The organism is Variovorax sp. CCNWLW225, from assembly GCF_037204045.1.
GTDB lineage: Bacteria > Pseudomonadota > Gammaproteobacteria > Burkholderiales > Burkholderiaceae_C > Variovorax.
The window spans coordinates 157,638-183,006 of the sequence record NZ_JBBCBV010000002.1; the positions used below are offsets into that span (position 1 = coordinate 157,638).

Annotated in this window: 23 protein-coding genes; 4 read left to right on the plus strand and 19 right to left on the minus strand. The window is 64.8% G+C overall.

The genetic code is table 11. The features are described 5' to 3' along the window. Nucleotides 1-20 precede the first annotated feature (20 nt). Entirely contained in the window at nucleotides 21-1,217 is a 1,197-nt protein-coding gene (locus V9L20_RS05370) for an MFS transporter (protein ID WP_337295799.1), read from the plus strand. 31 nt (nucleotides 1,218-1,248) lie between these two features. Continuing rightward, nucleotides 1,249-2,280 carry an aldo/keto reductase gene (locus tag V9L20_RS05375; protein ID WP_337295800.1) on the plus strand — a complete coding sequence of 344 codons (1,032 nt, stop codon included), beginning with the start codon at nucleotides 1,249-1,251 and terminating at the stop codon, nucleotides 2,278-2,280. A 22-nt stretch (nucleotides 2,281-2,302) separates the two neighbouring features. Here V9L20_RS05375 and V9L20_RS05380 read toward each other — a convergent pair whose 3' ends face one another. Beyond that, nucleotides 2,303-3,007: an FMN-dependent NADH-azoreductase gene (locus tag V9L20_RS05380; RefSeq protein WP_337295801.1), complete on the minus strand. Its 705-nt coding sequence runs from the start codon at nucleotides 3,005-3,007 to the stop codon at nucleotides 2,303-2,305. Nucleotides 3,008-3,117: 110 nt separating this feature from the next. Between V9L20_RS05380 and V9L20_RS05385 the strand changes: the two genes are divergently transcribed. After that, the gene (locus tag V9L20_RS05385) at nucleotides 3,118-4,047 is read left to right on the plus strand and encodes a LysR substrate-binding domain-containing protein (protein ID WP_337295802.1); all 930 of its coding nucleotides are present in this window, start codon (nucleotides 3,118-3,120) and stop codon (nucleotides 4,045-4,047) included. Between the two features lie 40 nt (nucleotides 4,048-4,087). Continuing rightward, complete coding sequence (locus tag V9L20_RS05390) at nucleotides 4,088-4,723, plus strand: Pr6Pr family membrane protein (RefSeq protein WP_258506113.1); 636 nt, start codon at nucleotides 4,088-4,090, stop codon at nucleotides 4,721-4,723. A gap of 6 nt (nucleotides 4,724-4,729) precedes the next feature. Here V9L20_RS05390 and V9L20_RS05395 read toward each other — a convergent pair whose 3' ends face one another. The 18 genes from V9L20_RS05395 to V9L20_RS05480 all read right to left on the minus strand — a co-directional run bounded on the left by V9L20_RS05395 (nucleotide 4,730) and on the right by V9L20_RS05480 (nucleotide 25,246). Beyond that, nucleotides 4,730-5,368, minus strand: coding sequence for an ABC transporter ATP-binding protein (locus tag V9L20_RS05395; RefSeq protein ID WP_337295803.1), 639 nt, complete (start codon nucleotides 5,366-5,368; stop codon nucleotides 4,730-4,732). A gap of 23 nt (nucleotides 5,369-5,391) precedes the next feature. Beyond that, nucleotides 5,392-6,297 carry an SDR family oxidoreductase gene (locus V9L20_RS05400; protein ID WP_337295804.1) on the minus strand — a complete coding sequence of 302 codons (906 nt, stop codon included), beginning with the start codon at nucleotides 6,295-6,297 and terminating at the stop codon, nucleotides 5,392-5,394. Nucleotides 6,298-6,409: 112 nt separating this feature from the next. Beyond that, complete coding sequence (locus V9L20_RS05405) at nucleotides 6,410-7,348, minus strand: glutathione S-transferase family protein (protein WP_337295805.1); 939 nt, start codon at nucleotides 7,346-7,348, stop codon at nucleotides 6,410-6,412. Nucleotides 7,349-7,393: 45 nt separating this feature from the next. Beyond that, entirely contained in the window at nucleotides 7,394-9,052 is a 1,659-nt protein-coding gene (locus V9L20_RS05410; RefSeq protein ID WP_337295806.1) for an isovaleryl-CoA dehydrogenase, read from the minus strand. 76 nt (nucleotides 9,053-9,128) lie between these two features. Continuing rightward, nucleotides 9,129-10,145: an NADP-dependent oxidoreductase gene (locus V9L20_RS05415; protein ID WP_337295807.1), complete on the minus strand. Its 1,017-nt coding sequence runs from the start codon at nucleotides 10,143-10,145 to the stop codon at nucleotides 9,129-9,131. Nucleotides 10,146-10,178: 33 nt separating this feature from the next. Beyond that, nucleotides 10,179-10,640, minus strand: a complete 462-nt coding sequence (locus V9L20_RS05420) for a PaaI family thioesterase (RefSeq protein WP_258506108.1) — start codon at nucleotides 10,638-10,640, stop codon at nucleotides 10,179-10,181. Nucleotides 10,641-10,652: 12 nt separating this feature from the next. Continuing rightward, nucleotides 10,653-11,447 (minus strand): SDR family oxidoreductase, encoded by a 795-nt coding sequence (locus tag V9L20_RS05425; RefSeq protein ID WP_309957095.1) that lies wholly within the window; start codon nucleotides 11,445-11,447, stop codon nucleotides 10,653-10,655. A 41-nt stretch (nucleotides 11,448-11,488) separates the two neighbouring features. Continuing rightward, nucleotides 11,489-11,728 carry a hypothetical protein gene (locus V9L20_RS05430; RefSeq protein ID WP_258506106.1) on the minus strand — a complete coding sequence of 80 codons (240 nt, stop codon included), beginning with the start codon at nucleotides 11,726-11,728 and terminating at the stop codon, nucleotides 11,489-11,491. Nucleotides 11,729-11,730: 2 nt separating this feature from the next. After that, the gene (locus V9L20_RS05435) at nucleotides 11,731-13,584 is read right to left on the minus strand and encodes an acyl-CoA dehydrogenase (protein WP_337295808.1); all 1,854 of its coding nucleotides are present in this window, start codon (nucleotides 13,582-13,584) and stop codon (nucleotides 11,731-11,733) included. A gap of 140 nt (nucleotides 13,585-13,724) precedes the next feature. Continuing rightward, on the minus strand, nucleotides 13,725-14,900 hold the full coding sequence (locus tag V9L20_RS05440) for an acetyl-CoA C-acyltransferase (RefSeq protein WP_337295809.1): 1,176 nt from the start codon (nucleotides 14,898-14,900) through the stop codon (nucleotides 13,725-13,727). A 43-nt stretch (nucleotides 14,901-14,943) separates the two neighbouring features. After that, nucleotides 14,944-16,419, minus strand: coding sequence for a M20 family peptidase (locus tag V9L20_RS05445; protein ID WP_337295810.1), 1,476 nt, complete (start codon nucleotides 16,417-16,419; stop codon nucleotides 14,944-14,946). A 20-nt stretch (nucleotides 16,420-16,439) separates the two neighbouring features. Further along, nucleotides 16,440-18,545, minus strand: coding sequence for a 3-hydroxyacyl-CoA dehydrogenase NAD-binding domain-containing protein (locus V9L20_RS05450; protein WP_337295811.1), 2,106 nt, complete (start codon nucleotides 18,543-18,545; stop codon nucleotides 16,440-16,442). Nucleotides 18,546-18,697: 152 nt separating this feature from the next. Next, complete coding sequence (locus V9L20_RS05455; RefSeq protein ID WP_258506099.1) at nucleotides 18,698-19,393, minus strand: ABC transporter ATP-binding protein; 696 nt, start codon at nucleotides 19,391-19,393, stop codon at nucleotides 18,698-18,700. Nucleotides 19,394-19,396: 3 nt separating this feature from the next. Continuing rightward, nucleotides 19,397-20,179 carry an ABC transporter ATP-binding protein gene (locus V9L20_RS05460; protein WP_337295812.1) on the minus strand — a complete coding sequence of 261 codons (783 nt, stop codon included), beginning with the start codon at nucleotides 20,177-20,179 and terminating at the stop codon, nucleotides 19,397-19,399. Continuing rightward, entirely contained in the window at nucleotides 20,179-21,468 is a 1,290-nt protein-coding gene (locus V9L20_RS05465; protein ID WP_337296121.1) for a branched-chain amino acid ABC transporter permease, read from the minus strand. The genes V9L20_RS05460 and V9L20_RS05465 overlap by 1 nt, the downstream gene beginning before the upstream one ends. A gap of 73 nt (nucleotides 21,469-21,541) precedes the next feature. Continuing rightward, on the minus strand, nucleotides 21,542-22,495 hold the full coding sequence (locus tag V9L20_RS05470) for a branched-chain amino acid ABC transporter permease (RefSeq protein ID WP_258506096.1): 954 nt from the start codon (nucleotides 22,493-22,495) through the stop codon (nucleotides 21,542-21,544). A gap of 78 nt (nucleotides 22,496-22,573) precedes the next feature. Further along, nucleotides 22,574-23,815 carry a branched-chain amino acid ABC transporter substrate-binding protein gene (locus V9L20_RS05475; protein WP_126746377.1) on the minus strand — a complete coding sequence of 414 codons (1,242 nt, stop codon included), beginning with the start codon at nucleotides 23,813-23,815 and terminating at the stop codon, nucleotides 22,574-22,576. Nucleotides 23,816-24,016: 201 nt separating this feature from the next. Further along, nucleotides 24,017-25,246, minus strand: coding sequence for a branched-chain amino acid ABC transporter substrate-binding protein (locus V9L20_RS05480; RefSeq protein ID WP_337295813.1), 1,230 nt, complete (start codon nucleotides 25,244-25,246; stop codon nucleotides 24,017-24,019). Nucleotides 25,247-25,369: the final 123 nt, after the last annotated feature.

The window sequence follows — 25,369 nt, forward strand, 5'->3', positions numbered from 1 at the left end:
ACCCGCACAGTAGAGCCATCATGCCAATTGCTCTACTCGCCCTTACCGCCGGTGCCTTCGGAATAGGCACTACCGAATTCGTCATCATGGGCCTGCTCATGCAGGTCTCGGCGGATCTTCATGTCTCCATCACCGCCGCCGGCTTGCTGATCTCGGGCTATGCGCTCGGCGTTGCGGTCGGCGCGCCCATGCTCACCATTGCCACCCGGAAGCTGCCGCGCAAAACGGTGCTGCTGGCGCTGATGGCGATCTTCACGCTCGGCAACCTGGCCTGCGCGCTCGCGCCCAACTACGAGCTGCTGATGGCCGCGCGCGTCGTCACCTCGCTCGCGCATGGCACCTTCTTCGGCGTGGGCTCGGTCGTGGCCACGGGCCTTGTGGCGCCGGAGCGCCGTGCCTCGGCCATTGCCATCATGTTCACCGGCCTTACGGCCGCCACGCTGCTCGGCGTGCCGGCGGGTGCCTGGCTCGGCCTGCAGTACGGCTGGCGCGCCACCTTCTGGGCCGTGACGCTGATCGGCGTGCTGGCATTTGCGGTGCTCGCGATCTTTGTGCCCCGCGTCAAGGGCGAAGCCAGGCCGGCGCCGCTGCGCGAGGAACTCGCGGTTCTCGCGCGGCCGCAGGTTCTGTTGGGCCTTGCGATGACGGTGCTCGGCTTCGCGGGCGTGTTCGTGGTGTTCACCTACATCCAGCCCTTGCTGACCCAAGTCACCGGCCTGCCCGAATCGGCGGTGTCGCCGATATTGCTGGTGTTCGGCGGTGGCCTTGCCGTTGGCAACATTCTGGGCGGCAAGCTGGCCGACCGCGCAACGATGCCCGCCGTGATCGGCACGCTGGTGGCACTGGCCGCCGTGCTCGGCGCGATGCAGTTCACCATCGGAACGCCGTTCACCGCCGTGGTGTTCGTCGGCCTGCTCGGCATCGCTTCTTTCGCAACGGTGGCGCCGATGCAGCTGCGCGTGCTCGAGAAGGCCTCGGGCGCGGGCCAGAACCTCGCGTCGAGCCTGAACATCGCGGCCTTCAACCTGGGCAATGCGCTCGGCGCATGGATGGGTGGCGTGGTCATCGACCATGGCCCGGGCTTGCGCGCGCTCGGCTGGGTGGCGGCGCTGCTCACGCTGGTAGGGCTGGCGATTGCGCTCTGGAGCCGTTCGCTCGAACGGCGCGAAAACGACAACGGCGCTCCGGCCGACTGCGCCTCTTCAGCGCAAGCCTGAACCACTCAACGACCATAACAAGGACACCATCATGGAACAACGCTTTCTCGGCCGCTCCGGCTTCAAGGTCCCGGCACTCGGCTTCGGCGCCGGCACCTTCGGCGGACAAGGCCCGCTTTTCAGCGCCTGGGGCAACACCGACGTGGAAGGCGCGCGCGGCATCGTCGACCTGGCGCTCGATGCGGGCGTGACGCTGTTCGACACGGCCGACGTGTATTCGAACGGCGCGTCCGAATCGATACTCGGTGCCGCGCTCAAGGGCCGGCGCGACAAGGCGATCATCTCGACCAAGCTCTCGCTGCGCGTAGGCGACGGGCCGAACGACGTCGGCGCCTCGCGCCACCACCTGATCGCCGCAACGGAGGCCGCGCTCAAGCGCCTGGACACCGACTACATCGACATCCTGCAGCTGCACGCTTTCGATGCGATGACGCCGGTTGAAATGGTGCTCGACACGCTCGACGACCTGGTGCGCGCGGGCAAGGTGCGGCTCATCGGCGCATCGAACTTCTCGGGCTGGCAGCTGATGAAGTCGCTTGCCGCTTCCGACCGGCTCGGGCTGCAGCGCTTCGTGGCGAACCAGACCTACTACTCCCTGATCGGCCGCGACTACGAATTCGAACTGATGCCGCTCGGCATGGACCAAGGCCTGGGCGCCATCGTCTGGAGCCCGCTGGGCTGGGGCCGCCTCACGGGCAAGGTGCGCCGCGGCCAGCCGCTGCCTGCCGGCAGCCGCCTGCACGAAACCGCCGGCTTCGCACCGCCCGTGGACGACGAGCGCCTGTACCGCGTGGTCGATGCCATGGATCAAGTGGCCGAGGAAACCGGCAAGACCGTGCCGCAGATTGCGCTCAACTGGCTGCTGCAGCGGCCCACCGTTTCGAGCGTGCTGATCGGTGCTCGCAACGCAGAGCAGTTCAAGCAGAACCTTGGCGCACTTGGCTGGCAGCTCAGCGCGGAGCAGATCAAGCGGCTCGATGCGGCCAGCGCCGTGACGCCGCCCTACCCTTACTACCCGTACTGGAACGGGCAGTTTGCAGAGCGCAGCCCTGTGGCGGTATGAGCCGGCCGAGGTAGATGAACGCCTAGACCAGCGCGGCGTCGGCAGAGCGCTCGTTCGCCAGAGCTCCGCCAAGTTGGTCCACCAGCCGGTCGACTTCCTGCTCGGCCTTGCGAAGCGATTGCGCGAGCTCCTCGCCGCCGAACTCGTCGGACTCCACCGCCGCCTCGTAGACATCGGTAATGCCGATGTAGCCGAACACGGAACGCACCGAGCTCTCGGTATGGTTCAGGTGCGCGATGCGTCCGCCCGGGCCATAGCCGTGATCGCCGCGCGCACCGAGCAGCACCATGCGCTTGCCCGCATCCGCGAGCATCGGCCAGTACGGCACGGCGCCGCGTGCACGGTCAAAACCAAAGGTGCGGCCCACGCGCACGATGTTGTCGATGTAGGCCTTGAACTGCGCGGGCACGCTGAAGTTGTACATCGGCAAGCCCACCACGATCACGTCGGCTGCAATCAGCTGGTCGACGAGCCGGTCGCTCTCGGCCAACACCTCGGCCATCCACGGCTCGCGCTCGGCGGGCGGAGTGAAGGCCGCGTGGATCCAACGGCCATTGACGTGCGCCGGCGGATGCTGGCCCACGTCGAGGTAGTCGATGCGGTCGCTCGGGCGGGCCTTGCGCCAACGCTCGACGAAGCGCGCCGAGAGCCGGCGCGTGTGCGAGCCGTGAGGGTCGATGCCGGAAAGCCCGGGACGGGCACTGGTGTCGATATGGAGAAGGTTCATGATCGTCAATGAGTGAGTTGATCTGTTCTGTTCGGTGCGTTCAAAATGACTGCACAAGCCTCTAATCTAGAGACGACACCAGACTCCTACAAACGATCATTTCTCCATCGATGAATGAAATAATCTCACCTGTTCGCCGGCCGCGCAGCCTGCCGCCGCTGCTCTCGCTGCGCGCATTCGAAGCGGCGGCCGCGCATTTGAGCTTTCAGCGCGCGGCGCACGAACTTTCCGTGACGCCATCGGCCATCAGCCACCAGGTGCGCGCGCTCGAAGACACGCTCGGCCGGCCGTTGTTTCGCCGGCTCACGCGGCAACTGGCATTGACACCCGCGGGCCAGCGGCTTTTCGACGACTTGCGCACGGGCTTCGACGCGCTTGAAGCCGGAATCGAAAGGCTGCGCCAGCCTGCGGCAATGCAGGCCGTCACGCTCACCACCAACACCGCGTTCGCCGCCCGCTGGGTGCTGCCGCGCATGGCCGGCTTTGGCAAGGCATGCCCCGGTATCGAGCTGCGGCTGCATGCCAGCGACACCCTGGTCGACCTCGCGCGCGGCGATGCCGACATCGCCGTGCGCTCAGGCGGCGGCAACTGGCCCGGCCTCACGGCAAGCGAATTGATGGCCGAGCAATACGCCCCGCTGTGCAGCCCGATGCTGGGCCTGAAGCGAGCGAGCGATTTGCCGAAGCACCAGCTGATTCACGCCGATTGGCAGCCCGGCGCCACCGCGCCCGCAACCTGGTCGCGATGGTTCCGCGAAGCCGGCATAGCACCGCCCCGCGGCCGATCGATGAAGGCTGCGGGCCTTTCGTTCTCGGACGAAACCCACGCCATCCTCGCCGCACTCGCAGGCCATGGTGTGGCGCTGCTCAGCCTCACGCTAGCGGCTGAAGAGCTGCGCAGCGGCGCGCTGGTGCAGCCCTTCGGGCCGGCGCTGGACACCGGAAGCTACTTTCTCACCACGGCGCAGGGACGCGAAAATGAACCGGCGATTCGCGGCGTCTGGGACTGGATCGCATCGCAGCCCGCGACCGCTGCTTGATGCAGCCTCACATACCTGAAAGGCACCCAATATGAAGAGCATGAACGTCGCATTGGCACGCCTTCTTCACGGCGTTGTCGCACTCGCCGCGCTAGCGGGCATCGGCCTCGAACTTGCCGCAGCAATCACCGGTGGCGCGGGAGCCGCTCCGACGCATCTCGAGCGCTTTGTGCGGCTCTTCAGCTACTTCACCATCGACGCGAACATCCTCATCGGCGGCACGAGCGCCCTGCTCGCTTTTCGTCCCGCGCACGATGGCCGACTGTTCCGTCCGCTGCGGCTGACCGCCGTCTTGAGCATTGCCGTGACGGGCATCGTCTTCCACACCGTGCTCACCGGGCTGCGCGAGTTGACGCCGTCCGGGCAGCTGGCCAACTTTCTGCTGCACACCGTGACACCGGTCGTCGCGGTGCTCGGCTGGTTGCTCGTCGGCCCGCGGCCGCGCATCGACGGCGGCACCATCGGTCTTTCGGTACTGCTGCCGCTGGCATGGATCGTCTACACCTTCGCGCGCGGTGCGTTCGTCAGCTGGTACCCGTATCCGTTCATGGATGTCGGTGCGCTGGGGTTCGGGCGCGCGGTGCTCAACTCGGCGGTGGTTGCCGTGATCTTCCTGGCCATGGCATTCGGCTTGCGGCTGCTGGAGAAGCAGCTTCCTTCAGCGCCGGCGGCCTGAAAGCTTTCAGCGCAGCGGCAGCTCGATGCAGCCTGCAAGCGGCACCGCGGTGACGCGCTCGCTGCTCGCAATGACCACGGCTCGGCCGGGCTGCGCGGCGCGCCGGGCCAGCGCATTCCACAGGTGATGAATCGATCGGGCATCGAGTGCACCCGTAGGCTCGTCGAGCAGCACCAGCGGACGTCCCGATGCCAGTGCTGCCGCCAGCCACACCTTGCGCTTCGAGCCGGTCGAGAGCATGTACATCGGTTTCTCGAGATGCGGGGTCAGTGCAAAGCCTTCGACGAGGGCTTGCCATGAAGCCTCATCGAAATCCGCATCACCTTCGCTGAGCGTTGCCGTGCATGCGTGGGCGGTGACCTGGTCGAAGGCTTCCGTCGTTGGGTCGCAGAAGAAGACGTTCTGGCGATAGGCATGGGGTGCGAGGTCGAGCCGCGCGCCCACTGCCGTCAGCCGCCCGGTCGCAGCCAGCGCGCCGGCCATCACGCGAAGCAAGGTGGACTTTCCGGTGCCGGTGTCGCCATACAGCAGCGTGACGCCCTCCCCAATGGCCACGGACCAACCGGACGCCAGCGCGGGCTGGTCCGGATATGCGAAGCCCAGGTCCTGGAGTTGAAGGATCGAGGGAGAAGTGGAAGGATTCATGCCCCGGTTGTAGCCGCAAACGATCAAGCCGCCCGCAACTGCTCCCGCAGCTTCTGCCCGATCTCGGGCCGCTCAAGAAACGGATCCGCCGGATTCTTGACGGCGACGATGTTCTCCATGCGGCTGCGCACATTGCCCAGCGCCTTCGGATGGCTGAACACGTAGAACTGGTTGTCGCTGATGGCCTCGAACACCTTCGCCGCCACCTCGGCCGCCGTGATCTTGCCGCTGCTCACCGCCTTGTGGCTCATGGCCTGGCCGATCAGCTGGCTCTTGGTGAGCTCCGTCTCCTTCGGCGCATTCGGCCGATTGCGCTCGCTGCTCGTGATGCCGGTGGGCACGAAGTAGGGGCACAGCAGGCTCGCGCCGATCTGGTCGGTGACCAGGTTCAGGTCTTGGTAGAGCGTTTCGGTCAGGCTCACCACCGCTGCCTTGGCCGCGTTGTAGATGCCCATGTTGGGCGGCGTGAGCAGGCCCGCCATGCTGGCCGTATTGGTGATGTGGCCGCGGTAGCCCGGGTCCTTGGCGGCGGCTTCGAGCATCATCGGCGTGAACAGGCGCACGCCGTGAATCACGCCCCACAGGTCGACGCCCAGCACCCACTCCCAGTCGGCCACGGTGTTTTCCCACACCAGGCCGCCCGCGCCCACGCCCGCGTTGTTGAACACGAAGTGCGGCGCACCGAAGCGCTCTTTCACCGCAAGGGCGAGCGCCTCCATCTGCGCAGCATCAGACACGTCGACCTTGCGGGCGAGCACCTGCGCGCCAGCGGCTTCCATCTCGGCCTGGGCCTTGTCGAGCGCATCTTGCTGCACATCGACCAGCACCAGGTTCATGCCGCGCGCGGCCCCTATGCGTGCGCACTCCAGCCCGAAGCCCGAACCCGCGCCGGTGAGTACGGCCGTCTTGCCCTTGAAGTCCTGAATCATTTGCCGCTGTCCTTCTTGCGTTGAAAGTTTGTCTCTGACTGACGTTGGTGCGGCAATTGAAATACGAAAAGCGCCGCGGCGCAGTCACGAAGGTGCCCCGCGCGAGAAGCTTTCAGGCTTCGGCTTGCTTCAGCACGTAGCCGATGCGCGGAAAATGCACGTGCACCGTGCCTACGCGCTCGTGGCTGCGCTCCAGCGTGTAGTGCGTGCGCGTGGCGGCCACCAGCTTGCCGGGTGTTTCCTCGAGGCCGAAGCTCTCGGCGCGGACCGTGACTGCGCTTCCCAGCGGAATGCCGTGGTCGTCCTGGAAGGTGCTGTCGGTCAGCAGCGTGTGCGGCGTTGCGGCCTTGGCAATGGCAATGGCTTCGTCGGGGTTCGATTTTTCGGGCACGCCGTGTCCGATGGCGGCCATGCGGTCCATCCAGTCGACCACCGCGGGCGTGAGGTCGAGAATGCCCCGCACCGAGTCGATGCGGCGCGTGTACCAGAGCGGGTGGTACGCCGAAAAGTCGGCAATGCACGGCGCTTCGCCCAGCAGGTAGGGCTTGTCGTCGAGCATGTCGGACAGGCGGCGCAGGTAAGACTTGTACGCACTCGTCGCGTCGGCCGGGCGCAGCCGCGTCATGTTGCCCGTGCTCATCTTCGCGCGGTCTTCGCCGAAGGCCTTGGCGGCTTCGGGCGGCGCCTTGGCAAACACCTCGGCCACGCCGCGTGGCTGCAGGTTCCAGGCCATTGCGGCCCAGAACAGCGTGGTGTCGGCCCACTGCGAGAGGATGCGCGACATGCCCTTTTCGGGCTCCGGGTAGAGCGTCGCCTCGGGCTGGAGATGTTCCAGCACATCGGCGATGAGTGCGCTGTCGCAGTAGATGTCGGCGCCGATCTGCAGGAACGGCGTCTTGCGATAACCGCCGGTGAGTATTCCCACCTCGGGCTTGGGCATGATGGCCGGAATGAGGACGGACTTCCACGGCAGCTTCTTGGCGCCGAGGATGAGCCGCACCTTCTCGGAAAACGGCGAAGTGTTGTAGTGGTGCAGGATGAGTTCGGCCATCGGCGTCCTTGTGTTCTTTCTTTGAATTGTTTGCGGAAGCTGCGATCAACGAGGGCTGGCGCGCTCGATGATCGAATCGAAATCGGTGCCCGCGCCCAGCGTGCCGAATGCGTTGCCCCAATCGCCGCCCAGGCGCGATGCGCAAAACGCGCCTACAACCGCGGGCGGCGCGGTCTGCGCAAACAACGCAGCTTGCACCGCCAGGGCCACGTCCTGTGCCAGACGGCGCGCCTCGGTTTCGGAGGCCATCGCCTCGATGCGTTCAGGCAGCGCGTCGGCCAGCCGGTCGAGCGAGGCGTGCTGGCCGCGTGCCGGCGCCAGCTCTTGGGCGAGGGCCGCTACCGCATCGCCCTTGCGCAGGCCGCGCAGCATGTCGAGCGCCATGATGTTGCCCGCGCCTTCCCAGATCGAGTTGAGCGGCATCTCTCGGTAGATGCGGGCCATGGTGCCTTCGCCGCCCTCCTCCACATAGCCGTTGCCGCCCAGGCATTCCATGGTCTCTTGCGCAAAGTGGCTGCCGCGCTTGCAGATCCAGAACTTGGCGACCGGTGTGAGCAGCCGCGCCATCAGGCGTTCGTGTTCGTCGTCCTGCCGGTCGAACGCGCGGGCAAGGCGGATGGCAAGCGCCGTAGAGGCTTCGCTTTCGAGCGCCAGATCCGCCAGCACGTTCTTCATGAGCGGCTGCTCGACAAGCGGCTTGCCGAAGGCGTTGCGCTGCACGGTGTGGTTGATGGCCAGGCTCAGCGCCTGGCGCATGAGGCCGCTGGTGCCCAGTGCGCAGTCGAGCCGCGTCATCGTGCCCATCTCGAGAATCTGCGGAATGCCACGGCCTTCTTCGCCTACCAGCCATGCACTGGCGCCACGGAACTCGACCTCCGAGCTCGCATTGGCCTTGTTGCCGAGTTTGTCCTTCAGGCGCTGGATGTGGATGGCGTTGCGGGCGCCATCCCCCATCCACTCCGGCAACACGCGGGGCAGGAAAAAGCAGCTCAGCCCGGCAGGCGCCTGCGCCAGCACCAGGAAGGCATCGCACATCGGTGCCGAGAAGAACCATTTGTGGCCGGTGATCGCATAGCGCTCGCCCCAGGCATCATTGCCCTCGCGCACGGCACTTGTGGTGTTGGCCCGCACGTCGGAGCCGCCCTGCTTCTCGGTCATGCCCATGCCCATGGTCACGCCGGGCTTGTCCTTGAACGACTTGAGCGCGGGGTCGTACCAAAGGCTGCCGAGCTTGGGCCCCCAGTCGGCATACACCTCCGCATTGCTGCGCAGTGCGGGCGTTGCGGCGTAGGTCATCGAAATGGGGCAAAGAACCGACGATTCCAGCTCGGTGAAGAGCATGAAGCCCGCCGCCCGCTGCACGTGCGGCGAGGCGGAAGTGCCGGTCCACGGCGTGCCGTGCAGGCCCGCGCCGACGGCAGCCTTCATCAGCGCGTGGTAGCTGGGGTGAAACTCCACCTCGTCGATGCGCCGGCCGAAGCGGTCGTGCGTGTGCAGCTCGGGCGTATGGGTGTTGGCAAGACGGGCATGCGTCTGCATGTCGGCCGAGCCGACGGCGGCGCCCAGTTCATGCAGCTGCGCCAGCTGGAGCGCAGGCGCGTTGAACTGCAACGCATCGCGCAGGGGCCTGTTGGTTTCGAAGAGGTTGCAGTCCACCAGCGGCGCGGGCTGGTTGAACACCTCGTGCGTTCCAGCATTCTTCATACAGAACCTCCGAGAAGTCAGTTCCAGAAAAACCGCGGCACCGGGTTTGCCGGGCCGCTGGCGTGGCCCCGGCAGCCTAGATCAACTTGACCAGTTGCTTGCCGAAATTCTTGCCCTTGAGCAAACCCAGGAAGGCCTCAGGGGCGGATTCGATGCCCTGCGCCACCGACTCGCGTGGCTTGAGCTTGCCGGTGGCCACCAGCGTGCCGAGCTCGGTCAACGCCTCCGGCCACACTTCCATGTGCTCGCTCACGATGAAGCCTTCGATCTTCATGCGGTTGATGAGAATGAGCGCCGGGTTGGCAAGCGGCAGCGGCTGGCCGTCGTAGCCCGCGATCATTCCGCACAGCGCAACGCGAGAGAAGGCATTCGCGCGCAGCAGCACGGCGTCGAAGATATAGCCGCCCACGTTCTCGAAGTAGCCGTCGATGCCGTTCGGGCAGGCTTCCTTGAGCGCGGCGCTCATGCTCTTCACATCGGGGTGCTGGCGGTAGTCGATGCAGGCGTCGAAGCCGAGCTCTTCGGTCACGTACTTGCACTTGTCGGGGCCGCCCGCAATGCCGACCACCCGGCAGCCGCGCGCCTTGGCCAGTGCGCCGAATGCGCTGCCGACTGCGCCGCTGGCGGCGGTAACGACCATCGTCTCGCCGGCCTTGGGCGCAATGATCTTCACCAGCCCATACCAGGCCGTGACGCCCGGCATGCCGACCGCGCCGAGGTAGTGCGACAGCGGCACGTGCGTGGTGTCGACCTTCTTCAGCGCGCCGGGCTGCGATGCATCGACCACGCTGTATTCCTGCCAGCCGCCGAAGCCCACCACCTTGTCGCCGGGGGCGAACTTGGGGTGCCTGCTTTCCACCACTTCACCGGCGGTGCCGCCCTGCATCACCTGGCCGAGCGGCTGCGGCTGCGCATAGCTCTTGGAGTCGTTCATGCGGCCGCGCATGTACGGGTCCAGGCTCATGTAGTGGTGGCGCACCAGCACCTGGCTCTCGGCCAGCGCAGGCGTTTCGGCGGTCACGAGCTTGAAGTTGCTGGCAACGGCTTCGCCATCGGGGCGGTTGTCGAGGTGGATCTGCTTGTTGGTGGGCATGTATGGCTCCTGGAGATTCGTTTCGGTGGTCGGTCAGTCGGTCGAAGGCGGGCGCATCGCGTTCGCGCTGGCGGGCCCTGTGGGCAGGCGTCGCTTCACGTACTTGAAGGTGCCGGTGGCATGGGCGCACACGCGCTCCTGCTCGTCGTAGATCTTGGCTTCTGTAAAGGCCAGCGTCGCGGTGCGATGAATGAGCGTGCCTCGCGCGTGCAGCGGGCCGACCGAAGGCTGCATGAAGCTGGTCTTCATCTCGATGGTGACCACGCCGGTTTCGGGCGCCACGCTGCGCGCTGCAGCCGCCATGGTGATGTCGAGCAGCGTCATGCAGGCGCCGCCGTGGGTCACGTCGAAGGTGTTCAGGTGCTCGGGCTTGGCGGTGTAGACGATCTCGGATTCGCCGCCCTCGAACTTGGTGAGCTCGAAGCCCAGGTGGCGCGCGAACGGAATCTGGCTCGTGTACGAGCGGATGTTGATGTCGGTGGAATCTTCAGTCATTGCGTACCAAGCTTACGCACCCAGCACCACGCTCACACCGCCGTCCACCGCGAGCCACTGGCCGGTGATGTGCTTGCCGGCATCGCTTGCGTACAGCAGCGTCAGGCCCTTCAGGTCTTCTTCGTCGCCCAGGCGGCCGAGCGGCGCATGCGAGGCCATTTTTTCCTCGCCCAGCGACTTGATCAGGCCGGCCGCCATCTTCGTCATGAAGAAGCCCGGGCATATCGCGTTCACGTTGATGTTGTACTTGCCCCATTCGGCGGCCAGCGTGCGCGTGAAGCCGATCACCGCCGTCTTCGAGGTGTTGTAGGCCAGCGTCTGCATTTCGGGCGGGTTGCCGTTCAGGCCGGCGATGGATGCAATGTTGATGATGCGGCCCGTTTTCTTGGGGATCATGTAGCCGTTGGCGACATGCTGCGACAGGATGAAATAGCCGCGCACGTTGAGGTTCATCACCTTGTCCCAAGCCTCGACCGGATGGCTCTCGGCCGGCGCGCCCCAGCTGGCACCCGCGTTGTTCACGAGGATGTCGATGGCGCCCATGCGCTGCAGCGTTTCGTCGGCCAGGCGGCGCGTGTCTTCTTCCTTGGAACAATCGGCGGCAATCCAGCGCGCATCGATGCCGGCGGATTGCAGCTCGGCCGCGGCCTGCTCCAGGTCTTCGGCCTTGCGGGAGCTGAGCATGATCTTCGCGCCCGCCTCGCCCAGCGCATGCGCCATTTGCAGGCCAAGGCCGCGCGAGCCGCCGGTAATGAGGGCGGTCTTGCCGGTAAGGTCGAACAGCTGCTTGGTGGTGCGAGGGGTCATTGGGTGTCTCCGATATTCAGGATGTTCAGAAGAGATGCGTGCTACTTGTCGCCCAGGCGCGAGCGCACATAGATGAGCACGACGCCCACAAGCGCGACCACCGCGCCGGGCACGGCCATCGACCAGCCGAGTGCCGGCTCGGTGCGGCCGGTGGCAATGCCCAGGATCACGAGAAACAGGCCGCCGTAGATCAGGATCCATATCCACTTTTCCAGCCGCGCGTGCGGCTTGGGTGGCTTGGCGGGGTTGGGGGTGTTGTTGTTTGGGGCGGCGTTGGCCATTATCAAAAAGCTTCCTCTGGCAATGCTGTACAGGTGGGATCGCGGCTTTCGACCACGTTGAGCCAGGCGCCGATTTTCGGCAGCTCGTAGTGGAAGAAATAGTCCGTGGCTCCAATCTTGCCAGCTGTTACTGCCCTCGCCTTTTGCGCGTCGATTTCGAGTGCCCGCCGAGCCACGTCCAGCCAGATCCAGGCCAGCACGGTGTGGCCGAACGCCTGCATGTATGGCACCGCATTGGCCAGCGCATCGGCCGGGTCGCCGGTGGACCAGGCAGCCTCGGTCGCGCTGCCGATGCGCTGCAAGGCCACCTTCAGGGTCTTGGCATGCGCCGCGAGCGCCGGCACCTCGGCCGCGCGGCCGATGGTGTCGGTGATGCGGCCGGCCAGCAGCTGCAGGCCACGGCCTTTTTCCATCAGCACCTTGCGGCCCAGCAGGTCGGCCGCCTGGATGCCGTGCGTGCCCTCGTGGATCATGTTCAGACGGTTGTCGCGCCAGTATTGCTCCACCGGAAAGTCGCGCGTGTATCCGTAGCCGCCGTGCACCTGAATGGCCAGCGAGTTGGCTTCGAGGCACCATTCGCTGGGCCAGCTCTTGGCAATGGGCGTGAGCACCTCGAGCAACAGCCGCGCGTCGTCCGCGGCCTGCGCGTTGCCTGTTTTCTGCTCGTCGACCAGGCGGGCGCAGTACAGCTCCAGCGCCAGGGCGCCTTCGCAGTATGCCTTCTGCGCGAGCAGCATGCGGCGCACGTCGGCGTGCTCGATGATGCGCACCTGCGGGCTGGCCGAATCTTTTGCGACTGCGGTGCCGGGCTGTTCGGCTTTTTTCACGAGCCGGCCCTGCGGCCGGGTCTTCGCATATTCGAGCGAGGCGTAGTAACCGGCCATGCCGAGCATGGTGGCCGCAGTGCCGACACCGATGCGCGCCTCGTTCATCATGTGGAACATGCAGTGCAGGCCCTTGCCGGGCTCGCCGACCAGGTAACCCACCGCACCCGCCTTGCCGCCGACGGGGTACTTGCCCTCGCCGAAGTTCAGCAGCGTGTTGGTGGTGCCGCGCCAGCCCAGCTTGTGGTTGAGGCCTGCGAGAGCCACGTCGTTGCGCTCGCCGGTCAGCTCGCCATTCGTGTTCACCATGCGCTTGGGCACGATGAACAGCGAGATGCCGCGCGTGCCCGGCACCAGCTTGCCGTTGGCATCCGGAATCTTGGCAAGCACGATGTGCACGATGTTCTCGGTCAGCTCGTGGTCGCCGGCGGAGATCCACATCTTGTTGCCCGTGAGCCGAAAGCGTGGCCCCAGCGGATCGTTCTGGTAGTCGTCGCCGTCAGGCACAGCGCGCGTGGCCACGTCGCTCAGCGAAGAGCCCGCCTGCGGCTCCGACAGGCACATGGTGCCCGCCCAGCGGCCCGAAAATTCGTTCTTGGCGAACACCTCTTTCTGCATCTCGGTGCCATGCACCATCAGCAGGTTGGCGTTGCCGCTCGTGAGCATGTTGGAGCCGATGCTCACCGATGCCATTGCGAAAAAACTGTTGGCCGCGGCGTGCAGCGTGTAGGGCAGCTGCATGCCGCCGATGTCGTAGTCCTGCGCCGCGCTCATCATCCCGGATTCGACAAAAGCCTTGTGCGCATCGTGCGTGGCCTGCGGCAAGACGACCTTCTCGCCGTCGAAGTGCGGCTCCTGCGTATCGACGATGCGATTGGCCGGCGCGTACTTTTCGCGTGCGATGCGTTCGCAGGTGTCGAGCACCGCGTCGAAGGTTTCGCGCGCATGGTCTGAAAAGCGCTCGCGCTGGCTCAGCGATTCCGCGTCGAGCCAGTCGTAGAGCAGGAAGTCGAGGGTGGGACGCAGGCTCATGATCGGATCTCGGTGTGAATGGATGCGCGGGTTCGGTGCCAGGAACACCGCGGAACCGGCTCAGCCGGGCCGCCGGTGTCGCCCCCTGAACGGGGTTGGCGAAGGCGGCGACGCGCTATGCGCCGCCGGTTGGGCGAGAGTCAGAGAACTTCAAACACGCCCGCGGCGCCCATGCCGCCGCCAATGCACATCGTCACCAGCACCTTCTTCGCGCCGCGGCGCTTGCCTTCGATGAGCGCGTGGCCCGTCAGGCGCTGTCCGCTCACGCCGTACGGGTGGCCCACGGCGATGGCGCCGCCGTCCACGTTCAGGCGGTCGCCCGGAATGCCGAGCTTGTCGCGGCAGTAGATCACCTGCACCGCGAAGGCTTCGTTCAGCTCCCACAGGTCGATGTCGTTGACCGTGAGGCCCAGGCGCTTGAGCACCTTCGGAATGGCGAAGACGGGGCCGATGCCCATTTCGTCGGGCTCGCAGCCGGCCACGGCAAAGCCGAGGAAGCGGCCGAGCGGCTTCAGGCCCTTTTGCTGGGCGTACTTCTCGTCGACCACCACGCAGGCGCCGCCGCCGTCGGAGAACTGGCTGGCGTTGCCGGCCGAAATGAGGCCGCCGGGCAGTGCCGGGCGGATGCCGCTGATGCCTTCCTTGGTGGTGCCGGGGCGGATGCCTTCGTCGTTCTCGACCGTAACTTCCTTGGTGCGCAGGCCCATCACGGGATCGGCCACGCCGGCCAGCACGGTGATGGGAGCAATCTCGTCCTTGAAGCGGCCGGCTTCCAGAGCGGCGGTGGCCTTTTGCTGGCTGGCGGCGCCGTATTCGTCCATGGCGTCGCGGCCGATGTTGTAGCGCTTGGCAACCTGCTCGGCAGTCTGCAGCATGTTCCAGTAGATCTCGGGCTTGTGCTTTACCAGCCAGGGGTCGGCCAGCATGTGCTTGTTGGCTTCGTTCTGCACGCACGAGATGCTCTCGACGCCGCCGGCCACATACACATCGCCCTCGCCCGCAATGATGCGCTGGGCGGCGGTGGCAATGGTCTGCAGGCCCGACGAGCAGAAGCGGTTGATGGTCATGCCCGAGGTGGTCACGGGGCAGCCGGCGCGCAGCGCGATCTGGCGCGCAATGTTGGAGCCGGTGGCGCCTTCGGGCGTTGCGCAGCCCATGATCACGTCGTCGACTTCGGCGGCTTCGATGCCGGCGCGCGAGATGGCGTGCTGCACCGCATGGCCGCCGAGCGTGGCGCCGTGCGTCATGTTGAAGGCACCCTTCCAGCTCTTGGCGAGCGGCGTGCGGGCAGTGGAAACGATGACGGCGCTGGTCATGGTGAGGTCCTTTGAAGATGGAAGGGAAAAGAAGTCGTGGTCGTCATTGCGCCGGCGCAGCGTTGGTGTTGCGCAGGAGCTGGTGATAGAAGCCGATCATCTCGCCGTAGTTGGAGATGGCGAGGCGTTCGTTGTTGCCGTGGAAGCGCGCCAGGTCTTCGCTCTTCATGCGGAACGGCGAAAAGCGGTAGACGGCGTCGCTCACCAGGCTGAAGTGGCGCGAATCGGTGGCGGCCGTCATGAGGCCGGGCGCCACCACCACGTCGGGGAACGACTGTCGCACCGCCTGCTGGATGGCGCGGTAGCCGGTGCTGTCGGTCGGCGACACGGGCGAAGGCTCGGAGTTGCCCGGATAGCGCTTGATCTTGATCTCGTCGTTGCCGAGCGCCTTGCGCAAGTGCGCTTCCACGCTGTCGATCGTGTCGCCCGGCAGGATGCGGAAGTTGACCGCCGCCTCGGCCCGGCCGGGCAGCACGTTGTCCTTGTTGCCTGCGCGCACGATGGTGAGCGCCGTGGTCGTGCGCAGCATCGCGTTGCTGCTCGGGCTCTTCTGGAGCTGGCTGCGCACCAGCGGCTCTGTGAGCCACAGGTTGGAAAGCATCACGCGGTTGACGCCGCCCATCTCGGGCGCGAGCGCGCCGAACATCTGCGCCGCCACGCCCTGGATCGCGCCGGGCATCGGGTTGGCTTCGAGCCGGGCGAGCGCTGCGCTCATGCTGCCGATGGCGCTGCGCTGCGGCGGCATCGACGAATGGCCGGGGGCCGTGTCGAGCGAAAGAAAGAAGGTGCCGTAGCCCTTCTCGGCCAGGCCGATGAGCGCAGCCGGCTTCGAAAGGCCGGGCAGCACGCCGTCAAGGATGAGCAAGCCTTCGTCGAGCACCCAATCGAGGCGCACATTGCGCGACTTGAGCAGTTCGGCAATCGGCCGCGCACCGCGCAGGCCGCTCACCTCTTCGTCGTCGCCCATCACGAGGTAGACGGTTTGCCTGGGCTTGAAGCCGCTAGCAATCAGCAGCTCGATGGCTTCCATCTGAGCGAACAGGTTGCTCTTGTTGTCGAGCGTGCCACGGCCCCAGACGAAGCCGTCCTTGATCTCGCCGGCGAAGGGGTCCACGGACCATGCCTTGTCGGTGCCCGGTGCGATCGGCACCATGTCCTGGTGCGCCATCAGCGCGATGGGCTTGGCCGCCGCGTCGGTGCCGGCCCATGTGTAGAGCAGCGCCTTCTGGCCCACCACTTCCTTCTTCAGGGTGGCGTGGACCTTGGGAAACTGCTGCTCCAGGTAGGCGTGCAGCTTGTCGAACTCGGCCAGGTTGGCGGCCGGATCGTCAAGGCTGGAAATGGTCCGGATCGGAATCGCGCCGGCCAGCCGCCTGGCGGCGGCCTGCACGTCCATCTCGAGCTTGGGAGCGGGCGCCACCGCCAGTTGCTGCGAAGGCGTGCGCCAGGTCTTGACCGCCACGGCTGCCACCAGCACCACAAGCACCAGCAGCAATCCGGCAAAGATGCGTTTCAACATGGGCGGCCAGGCTTCCCGTGTCAGCTGAAGGACTTGCCTTCGGCCACCAGCTTCTGGATCAGCGGCGCGGGCTGCCAGAACTCGGCGTCGTCGCGCGGGTTCTTGGCAAAGCGCTTCATGGTTTCGGCCACGTTGTAGAGGCCGACCTGCGACGCGTAGTGCATCGGGCCGCCGCGCCAGATTGGGAAGCCATAGCCGGTGAGGTACACCATGTCGATGTCGCCCGCCTTCGAGGCAATGCCGTCTTCCAGGATGTGCGCGCCTTCGTTGACCAGCGCATACACCAGGCGCTGCACGATTTCTTCATCCGAAATCTTGCGCGGCGTGATGCCCAGTTCCTTGCGGTGGTCTTCGATCATCTTGTTGACCAGGTCCGAAGGAATCGCATCGCGCTTGCCGGCCTGGTAGTCGTACCACCCTGCCCCGGTCTTCTGGCCGAAGCGGCCCAGTTCGCACAGCTTGTCGGCCGTGCGGCTGTACTTCATGTTCGGATGCTCCACGGCGCGGCGCTTGCGAATAGCCCAGCCGATGTCGTTGCCGGCCAGGTCGCCCATGCGGAACGGGCCCATGGCAAAGCCGAACTTCTCGATGGCCTTGTCGACCTGCTGCGGCGTGGCGCCTTCGTCGAGCAGAAAGCCGGCCTGGCGCGAGTACTGCTCGATCATGCGGTTGCCGATGAAGCCGTCGCACACGCCCGAGACCACCGCCGTCTTCTTGATCTTCTTGCCGATGTCCATGACGGTGGCCAGAACATCCTTGCCCGTTTGCTTGCCGCGCACCACTTCGAGCAGCTTCATCACGTTGGCGGGGCTGAAGAAGTGCATGCCGACCACGTCCTGCGGACGCTCGGTGAACGATGCGATCTTGTCGACGTCGAGCGTGGAGGTGTTCGAAGCCAGGATCGCGCCCTTCTTGGCGACGCGGTCGAGCTCCTTGAACACCTTCTCCTTCACGCCGAGTTCTTCGAACACGGCTTCGATGATCAGGTCGGCGTCCTTCAGGTCGTCGTAGCTCAGCGTGGTGCTCAGGAGCGCCATGCGCTGCTCGTACTTGTCCTGCTTGAGCTTGCCCTTCTTGATCTGCGATTCGTAGTTCTTTTTGATGGTGGCAATGCCGCGGTCGAGCGCTTCCTGCTTCATCTCGAGAATCTTGACGGGGATGCCCGCGTTCAAAAAGTTCATCGAAATGCCGCCGCCCATGGTGCCGGCGCCGATCACGCCCACCGACTTGATCTCGCGCTTGGGCGTGTCGTCGGCCACATCGGGAATCTTGGAGGCTGCACGCTCGGCCATGAACAGGTGACGCAGCGCGAGCGACTCGGGCGTGAACATCAGCGACGTGAAGATGCGGCGCTCTTCAGCCATGCCCGCGTCGAACTTCATCTTGGTGGCGGCCTGCACGGCCTCCACGCACTGCAGCGGCGCGGGGTAGTTCTTCGACATGCCGCCGACCATGTTCTTGGCGAACTGAAAGTACGCATCGCCTTGCGGATGCTTGCACGGCAGGTTGCGCACCAGCGGCAATGCGTCGCCGGTCTTGCCGGCCACGCTCTTGGCAAAGGCCACGGCTTCTTCGAACACCGATTCGGGCGAAGCTGCGAGCTTGTCGAACAGTTTCTGGCCCGGCAGGCTGGCGAGCAGTTCGCTCTTGACCGGCTCGCCGCTCACGATCATGTTGAGCGCGGTTTCCACACCCAGCACGCGCGGCAGGCGCTGCGTGCCGCCGGCGCCCGGAATGAGGCCCAGCTTGACTTCGGGCAGCGCAATGCTGGTGCCGGGAGCCGCCACGCGATAGTGGCAACCCAGGGCCAGCTCGAGGCCGCCGCCCATGCACACCGAATGAATGGCAGCGACGATGGGCTTGGGCGAAGCCTCGAGCGAGAGGATCACGCTCAGCAGGTTGGGCTCTTGCAGCGCCTTGGGCGTGCCGAACTCCTTGATGTCCGCGCCGCCCGAGAACGCCTTGCCGGCGCCGGTGATGACGATGGCCTTGACGGCGTCGTCGGCATTGGCTTTCGACAGGCCATCGGTGATGCCGATGCGGGTCGAGAAACCGAGACCGTTGACCGGCGGGTTGGTCAGTGTGATCACGGCGACATCGCCGAGCACTTTGTATTCAGCCGTCATGTTGCGTTCCTTGGTGTGTGAAGAAAAAGAAGAAAAAGCACGAGTGTTCTTTTTCGAGGGATTCTAGGCGTTTCGCGTGGCTCAACAATGGCACGCAGTCGCTGTTGGGACAAGAGGATCCGGGGCGCGGCCCGGATCCTCGGAGGGCTTCTTCAGACCTCGAGCCACTCTTTGCGAGTGGTGGCGTCGGCGCGCAGGCTATCGGGTGTGCCGTCGAACACGATGCTGCCGTGGCCCATGACCAGCGCACGGTCGGAGATCTGCATGGCAATGGTGAGCTTCTGCTCGATCAGCAGCACCGAAATGCCCTTGTCCTTGAGCGTCTTGAGATACTGCCCCACCAGCTCGACGATCTTCGGCGCAAGGCCTTCGGTCGGCTCGTCGATGATGATGAGGTCGGGGTCGCCCATGAGCGTGCGGCACAGCGTGAGCATCTGCTGCTCGCCGCCCGAAAGCACGCCGGCCTCGGTGTGCTGGCGTTCCTTCAGCCGGGGGAACATGCTGTACATGTCGTCGAAGGACCAGCGGCTGCCCTTGCCCGAACCCTTTTGCCCGAGCAGCAGGTTCTGGTGCACCGTGAGCTTGGGAAAGATGTCGCGGTTCTCGGGCACGTAGCCAATACCCAGGTGGGCAATTTCGTAGGCCTTCTTGCGAAGGACGTCCTGGTCCTTCCAGCGCAGCGTGCCTTCGGCATGCACCAGGCCCATGATGGCCTTGGCGGTGGTCGAGCGGCCCGAGCCGTTGCGCCCCAGCAGCGCAACGATTTCGCCGGCGCCAACCTCGAATGAAACGCCATGCAGCACATGGCTCTTGCCGTAGTAGGCGTGAATGTCGTGAAGCTTCAGCATGTGTCAGTGTCCCTGGCCTTGGCTTTGCGCATCGGCAACGGCCGAGCCAAGGTAAGCCTCTTGCACGCGCGCATTGGCGCGAACGGCAGCGGGCGTGTCGAAGGCAATGACTTCCCCGTACACCACCACCGCAATCTTGTCGGCAAGGCCGAAGACCACGCCCATGTCGTGCTCCACGGTCAGCAGCGTCTTGCCGACCGTGACGTGCTTGATGAGCGAGATGAAATGGGAGGTCTCGGTCTTGCTCATGCCCGCCGTGGGCTCGTCCAGCAAGATGACGTTGGCGCCGCCGGCAATGGTCACGCCTATTTCAAGTGCGCGCTGTTCGGCGTAGGTGAGGTTCACCGCCTGCACGTCGCGCTTGCGCTCCAGGCCAATCTGCTTGATGAGCTCTTCGGTCCGCGCATTGGCATCGTCCAGGTTGGAGAGAAAGCGCAGAAAGGTGTACTTGTAGCCCAGGCTCCACAGCACGCCGCAGCGCAGGTTCTCGAACACGCTCAGCTTCGGGAAGATGTTGGTGATCTGAAAGCTGCGCGAAAGGCCCAGCCGGTTGATCTCGTAAGGCTTCTTGCCGTCGATGCGCTGGCCGTTCAACAGCACCTCGCCGCTGGTGGGCGCAAGGCGGCCGCTGATGAGGTTGAACAGCGTCGACTTGCCCGCTCCGTTGGGGCCGATGATGGCCACGCGCTCGCCAGCGTTCACCGCGAGGTCGACGCCGCGAATGATCTCGGTCTTGCCGAAATTCTTGCGCAGCGACTTCAGTTCCAGTGCATGTTGCGCGCTCATTACGCCGCCTCCCGACGCTTGATTTCTGCTTCGATTTCTTCCTGCGCACGCCCCCAGACGCGCACAAAGCGGCGCCGCGCCACCTCCAGCGCACCCAGGCCGACGGCCAGGATGGCCAGGGCGCCGAGCCAGCTGCCCACGCCCGCGGTGTCGAGCGCCACGCCGAAGAAGTTGAGCGTGGGTCCCATCGCTGCGTTCAGCTGGATGTGATAGATCATTTCGATGAGCGCAGCCGCGCCGATGACCACAGGCACCAGGGCCACGGCGAGCGCGAGGTACAGCAGCCAGAAGCGGTCGAACTTGCCGAACTTGGCAACGCGCAGGTTCATCATCACCAGGCTTGCAATGCCGCCGGGCGCGAACATGACCATGAACACGAACACCAGGCCGAAGTACAGCTGCCAGGCCTTCGACAGTTCGGACAAAAGGATCGATGCGAACACCAGCAGCACCGCACCGATGATCGGCCCGAAGAAGAACACCGCGCCGCCGAGGAAGGTGAACAGCAGGTAGCCGCCCGAACGAATGGCGTTGAGGCTGTCGGCCGCGTTCACGATCTCGAAGTTGATCGAAGCCAGTCCTCCGCCGATGCCGGCGAAGAAGCCCGCGATGATGAAGGCGAAGTAGCGCACGCGCTGCGTGTTGTAGCCGATGAACTCCACGCGTTCCGGGTTGTCGCGCACCGCATTCAGCATGCGGCCGAGCGGCGTGCCGGTAAAGGCATACATCAGCCCGGTGCAAACGAAGCAGTACGCGGCGATCAGGTAGTACACCTGGATCTGCGGACCGAAGTTGAAACCGAAGAAGGTCGGGCCGTAGACGCGGTCGGTGGTGATGCCGCCCTCGCCGCCGAAGAAGCTCGGGAACATCAGCGCCATGGAGGCCACGAGCTCGCCGATGCCCATGGTGATCATCGCGAAGGTGGTGCCCGACTTCTTGGTGGTCACAAAGCCGAAGATCACGGCGAAGAACATGCCGGCCAGGCCGCCCACCAGCGGGATGAGCACCAGCGGAATCTGCAGGCCGCCCTTGGCACCCATGTTCATTGCGTGGATGGCAAGGAACGAGCCCAGGCCGACATAGACCGCGTGGCCGAAGCTCAGCATGCCGCCCTGCCCCAGCAGGATGTTGTAGCTCAGGCAGATGATGATGAGATAGCCCATCTGCGAGAGCATCGTGAGTGCCAGGCTGCTCTTGAACAGGAGCGGCGAGACGATCAGCACGATGGCGAAGAGCGTCCAGACCAGGTAGCGGCCGATGTTCCAGGGCTTGAAGCGGTAGTACTGCATTTTTTGCGTACCCTGTGTGCTCTGCACGCCCTGCTCGTTCTGGGTGGTGGATGTGGTTGCTGCGGTCATGGCGTCAGTCCTCCCGGGTTCCAAGAAGACCCTTGGGCCTGAAGATGAGGATCAGCACCAGGAACAGGTACGGCAGGATCGGCGCAACCTGCGAGATCGTGAGCTTGAGCAGCTCGTAGCCGAAGGTCTGGTCTGTCACGGCAACGCCGATGGCGCGCAGGCCCGTGGCCAGCGACTGGTCCATGGCCACCGCAAAGGTCTGGATGATGCCGATGAGGAGCGACGCGAGGAAAGCCCCCGCCAGCGACCCCATGCCGCCGACCACCACCACCACGAAGATGATCGAGCCGACCGAGGCCGCCATTGCAGGCTCGGTCACGTAGGTGTTGCCGCCGACCACGCCCGCCAGGCCCGCGAGCGCGGCGCCGCCGCCGAACACCAGCATGAACACGCGCGGCACGTTGTGGCCCAGCGCCTCGACCATGTCGGGGTGCTTGAGCGCCGCCTGGATGACCAGGCCGATGCGGGTGCGCGTGAGCAGCAGCCACACCGAGATGAGCATGAGCACCGCCACCAGCATGATGAAGGAGCGGGACTTCGGAAACTGCGTGCCGTACAGCGAAAAGAGCGGCCCCTGCAGTTGCGGCGGCAGGCCGTAGGGCACGGTGGAGCGGCCCCAGGCCAGCTGCACCACTTCGAGGATGAGGTAAGACAGGCCGAAGGTCACCAAAAGCTCGGGCACGTGGCCGAACTTGTGGACCCGGCGCAGGCTGTAGCGCTCGAACGCGGCGCCCAGAAGGCCCACCAGCAGCGGCGCAATGAACAGCGCCGGCCAGAAGCCGATGATGCCCGACAGCGTGTAGGCGATGTAGGCGCCAAGCATGTAGAAGCTGGCGTGCGCAAAATTGAGCACGCCCATCATGCTGAAGATCAGCGTAAGGCCAGAGCTCAGCATGAACAACAGCAGGCCGTAGCTGACGCCGTTGAGCAGCGAGATGACGAAGAATTCGACGTTCATCGGTCTTTCGGATGCGTGAAAAAAGAAAGAGGCCCGAGTGTTGAAGTCGGGCCTCGACCGGTCAGGCGACCGAAGCGGTCACGAGGCGCCGCCGGGCCGCTTCATCTGGCACGACGTGGGCGTGCTCGAGACATAGGCCTCGTAGTACTTCACCGGTGCCAGCGTGTAGCCAGTGTTTTCCGGGCTGTACGGGTTCTTGGCGTCGGCCTTCTGCCAGCGCGTGATCCACAGGCCCTGCTGCAGCTGGTGGTCTGCCTTGCGCATTTCGACGTCGCCGTTGAAGCTCTTGAACTTCATGCCTTCCATTGCGGCCGCCACCTTGACCGGCTCAGTCGACTTGGTGCGCACGAAGGCTTCGCTCAGCATGGCGTACACCGTGTAGATGTCGGTGGTGTACATGTCGTCGTTGAAACGCTTCTTGAACTCGTTCATGAGCGGCTGAACCGGGCCCGGCGCGTTGTAGTGGCTGTAGCCCACCTGGTAGACCTTGCCGTCGGAGGCCGCGCCCATGGCGGTTGGCGTGCCGTTGGTCACCGCGTAGTAGGTGTAGAACTTGACGTTCAGGCCCGAATCGTTGGCCGACTTGATGAGCAGCGCCAGGTCGGAGCCCCAGTTGCCGGTAATGACGGTGTCGGCACCCGAAGCCTTGATCTTGGCGATGTAGGGCGAGAAGTCGCGCACCTGGGCCAGCGGGTGCAGGTCGTCGCCGACCACTTCGACGTCGGGGCGCTTGGCCTTGAGGTTGTCCTTGGCGAACTTGGACACCTGCTGGCCGTGCGAGTAGTTCTGGTTGATGAGGTAGACCTTCTTGATGTCCGGCTGGTCCTTCATGAAGGTGGTCAGCGCTTCCATCTTCATGGAGGTGTCGGCATCGAGGCGGAAGTGCCAGTAGCTGCACTTGCTGTTGGTGAGGTCGGGGTCGACGGCCGCGTAGTTGATGTACAGCACTTCCTTGCCCGGGTTGCGGGCGTTGTGCTTTTCGAGCGCGTCGATGATGGCGAGCGCGGGGCCCGAGCCGTTGCCCTGCACCACGTAGCGCGCGCCCTGGTCCATGGCGGAGCGCAGCGCGGCGGTGGTTTCTTGCGGGCTGAGCTTGTTGTCGATGCCGATGATCTCGAACTTCACGCCGGCCGCATTCTTCTTGTTGAATTCTTCGGCCAGGAACTGGAAGGTCTTGAGCTGGTTGGTGCCGACCGCGGCCATCAGGCCCGAGAGCGGGTCGAGCCACGCGATTTTGACGGTTTCACCCTTCTGGGCCAGGGCGCCGGTGGCGCTTGCGGCAAGGATGGCTGCGGTAGCGATTTTCAGAGCGAACTTCACGATCTATATCTCCTGGTCAAACCGAATCAAAAAGCCTTGCACGAGCGTACAAGCGTTCACTGCCCCTCCCCTCAGGGAATGCCCGGAGGGGGTGGCCGCAAAGGCCCGTTTCTATCGCACAGGCGACAGCGCATTTCTCCAATTGCTACCCACGGGTAGATGTCTTCTACCCACGAGTAGGAAATGCGTTCACAAAGACGCTCAAGGGCGCTTCATCTGGCAGGTCGTCGGCGTGCTGGCCACATACGACTCGTAGTACTTCACGGGAACATTGGTGTAGCCGGTGTTCTCGGCGTCATAAGGGAACTTGGCGCTGGCTTTCTCCCAGCGCGAGATGTAGAGGCCCTGCTGCAGCTGGTGGTCGGCCTTGCGCATCTCGACCTCGCCGTTGAAGCTCTTGATCTTCATGCCCTCGAGCGCGGCCGCCACCTTGACCGGATCGGTCGACTTGGTCTGCACGAAGGCGGCATCGAGCAGCGCGAACGTGTGATAGATCGACGATTGCGTGAGGTCGTCGTTCATCTTCTTCTTGTAGCCGGCGAGCAGCTTCTGGATTTCGCCGCCCATGTTGTAGTGGCCATAGGCCACCGTGTAGATCTTGCCGGCCGAGGTGGCGCCCATTGCCGTCGGGGTGCCGGTGCCGAATGCGTAGTAGGTGAGGAACTTGACGTCCAGGCCGGAGTCGTTCGCCGCCTTGATGAGCAGCGACAGGTCGGAGCCCCAGTTGCCGGCAATGACGGTGTCCGCGCCCGAGGCCTTGATCTTGGCGATGTACGGCGAGAAGTCGCGCACCTGCGCGAGCGGATGCAGGTCGTCGCCCACGATCTGGATGTCGGGGCGCTTGGTCTTGAGGTTCTCCTTGGCGAACTTGGATACCTGCACACCATGCGCATAGTTCTGGCCAAGGATGTAGACCTTCTTGATGTCGGTCTGGTCCTTCATCCAGGTGGTCAGCGCCTCCATCTTCATGGAGGTGTCGGCGTCCAGGCGAAAGTGCCAGTAGCTGCACTTGCTGTTGGTGAGGTCGGGGTCGACCGCCGCATAGTTCAGGTAGAGCAGTTCCTTGCCCGGGTTGCGTGCGTTGTTCTTCTCGATGGCGTCGATGATTGCCAGCGCCGGCCCTGAGCCGTTGCCCTGGGTGATGTAGCGCGCGCCCTGGTCCTGCGCGGAGCGCAGCGCGGCGGTGGTCTCCTGCGGGCTCAGTTTGTTGTCGATGGCAATGATCTCGAACTTCACGCCCGAGGCATTCTTCTTGTTGAACTCTTCAGCCAGGAACTGCGTGGTCTTAAGCTGGTTGGTGCCAACCGCGGCCATCAGCCCCGAGAGCGGGTCCAGCCAGGCGATCTTGACCGTCTCGCCCTTCTGGGCGCATGCGGCCGCGGCGCTCACCAGCATGGCGCAAGCAGCTACGGACTTGATGGCAAATTGCATGAAGAGTCTCCTGGATGAATGGCGGGTATGAAGCGGGATGCCAGCGTACAAGCGCCCTTTTCTTCGCCGCACAGGGATTGCCCGGAAGGAAGGCCGCCGAAGCGGCCTTGCTATCGCGTGCGC

Bases quoted from the DNA above. Each gene is read 5' to 3' on its own strand.
- V9L20_RS05370 (WP_337295799.1), top strand. From the start codon at position 21: ATGCCAATTGCTCTACTCGCCCTTACCGCCGGTGCCTTCGGAATAGGC.
- V9L20_RS05375 (WP_337295800.1), top strand. From the start codon at position 1,249: ATGGAACAACGCTTTCTCGGCCGCTCCGGCTTCAAGGTCCCGGCACTC.
- V9L20_RS05380 (WP_337295801.1), bottom strand. From the start codon at position 3,007: ATGAACCTTCTCCATATCGACACCAGTGCCCGTCCCGGGCTTTCCGGC.
- V9L20_RS05385 (WP_337295802.1), top strand. From the start codon at position 3,118: ATGAATGAAATAATCTCACCTGTTCGCCGGCCGCGCAGCCTGCCGCCG.
- V9L20_RS05390 (WP_258506113.1), top strand. From the start codon at position 4,088: ATGAACGTCGCATTGGCACGCCTTCTTCACGGCGTTGTCGCACTCGCC.
- V9L20_RS05395 (WP_337295803.1), bottom strand. From the start codon at position 5,368: ATGAATCCTTCCACTTCTCCCTCGATCCTTCAACTCCAGGACCTGGGC.
- V9L20_RS05400 (WP_337295804.1), bottom strand. From the start codon at position 6,297: ATGATTCAGGACTTCAAGGGCAAGACGGCCGTACTCACCGGCGCGGGT.
- V9L20_RS05405 (WP_337295805.1), bottom strand. From the start codon at position 7,348: ATGGCCGAACTCATCCTGCACCACTACAACACTTCGCCGTTTTCCGAG.
- V9L20_RS05410 (WP_337295806.1), bottom strand. From the start codon at position 9,052: ATGAAGAATGCTGGAACGCACGAGGTGTTCAACCAGCCCGCGCCGCTG.
- V9L20_RS05415 (WP_337295807.1), bottom strand. From the start codon at position 10,145: ATGCCCACCAACAAGCAGATCCACCTCGACAACCGCCCCGATGGCGAA.
- V9L20_RS05420 (WP_258506108.1), bottom strand. From the start codon at position 10,640: ATGACTGAAGATTCCACCGACATCAACATCCGCTCGTACACGAGCCAG.
- V9L20_RS05425 (WP_309957095.1), bottom strand. From the start codon at position 11,447: ATGACCCCTCGCACCACCAAGCAGCTGTTCGACCTTACCGGCAAGACC.
- V9L20_RS05430 (WP_258506106.1), bottom strand. From the start codon at position 11,728: ATGGCCAACGCCGCCCCAAACAACAACACCCCCAACCCCGCCAAGCCA.
- V9L20_RS05435 (WP_337295808.1), bottom strand. From the start codon at position 13,584: ATGAGCCTGCGTCCCACCCTCGACTTCCTGCTCTACGACTGGCTCGAC.
- V9L20_RS05440 (WP_337295809.1), bottom strand. From the start codon at position 14,900: ATGACCAGCGCCGTCATCGTTTCCACTGCCCGCACGCCGCTCGCCAAG.
- V9L20_RS05445 (WP_337295810.1), bottom strand. From the start codon at position 16,419: ATGTTGAAACGCATCTTTGCCGGATTGCTGCTGGTGCTTGTGGTGCTG.
- V9L20_RS05450 (WP_337295811.1), bottom strand. From the start codon at position 18,545: ATGACGGCTGAATACAAAGTGCTCGGCGATGTCGCCGTGATCACACTG.
- V9L20_RS05455 (WP_258506099.1), bottom strand. From the start codon at position 19,393: ATGCTGAAGCTTCACGACATTCACGCCTACTACGGCAAGAGCCATGTG.
- V9L20_RS05460 (WP_337295812.1), bottom strand. From the start codon at position 20,179: ATGAGCGCGCAACATGCACTGGAACTGAAGTCGCTGCGCAAGAATTTC.
- V9L20_RS05465 (WP_337296121.1), bottom strand. From the start codon at position 21,468: ATGCAGTACTACCGCTTCAAGCCCTGGAACATCGGCCGCTACCTGGTC.
- V9L20_RS05470 (WP_258506096.1), bottom strand. From the start codon at position 22,495: ATGAACGTCGAATTCTTCGTCATCTCGCTGCTCAACGGCGTCAGCTAC.
- V9L20_RS05480 (WP_337295813.1), bottom strand. From the start codon at position 25,246: ATGCAATTTGCCATCAAGTCCGTAGCTGCTTGCGCCATGCTGGTGAGC.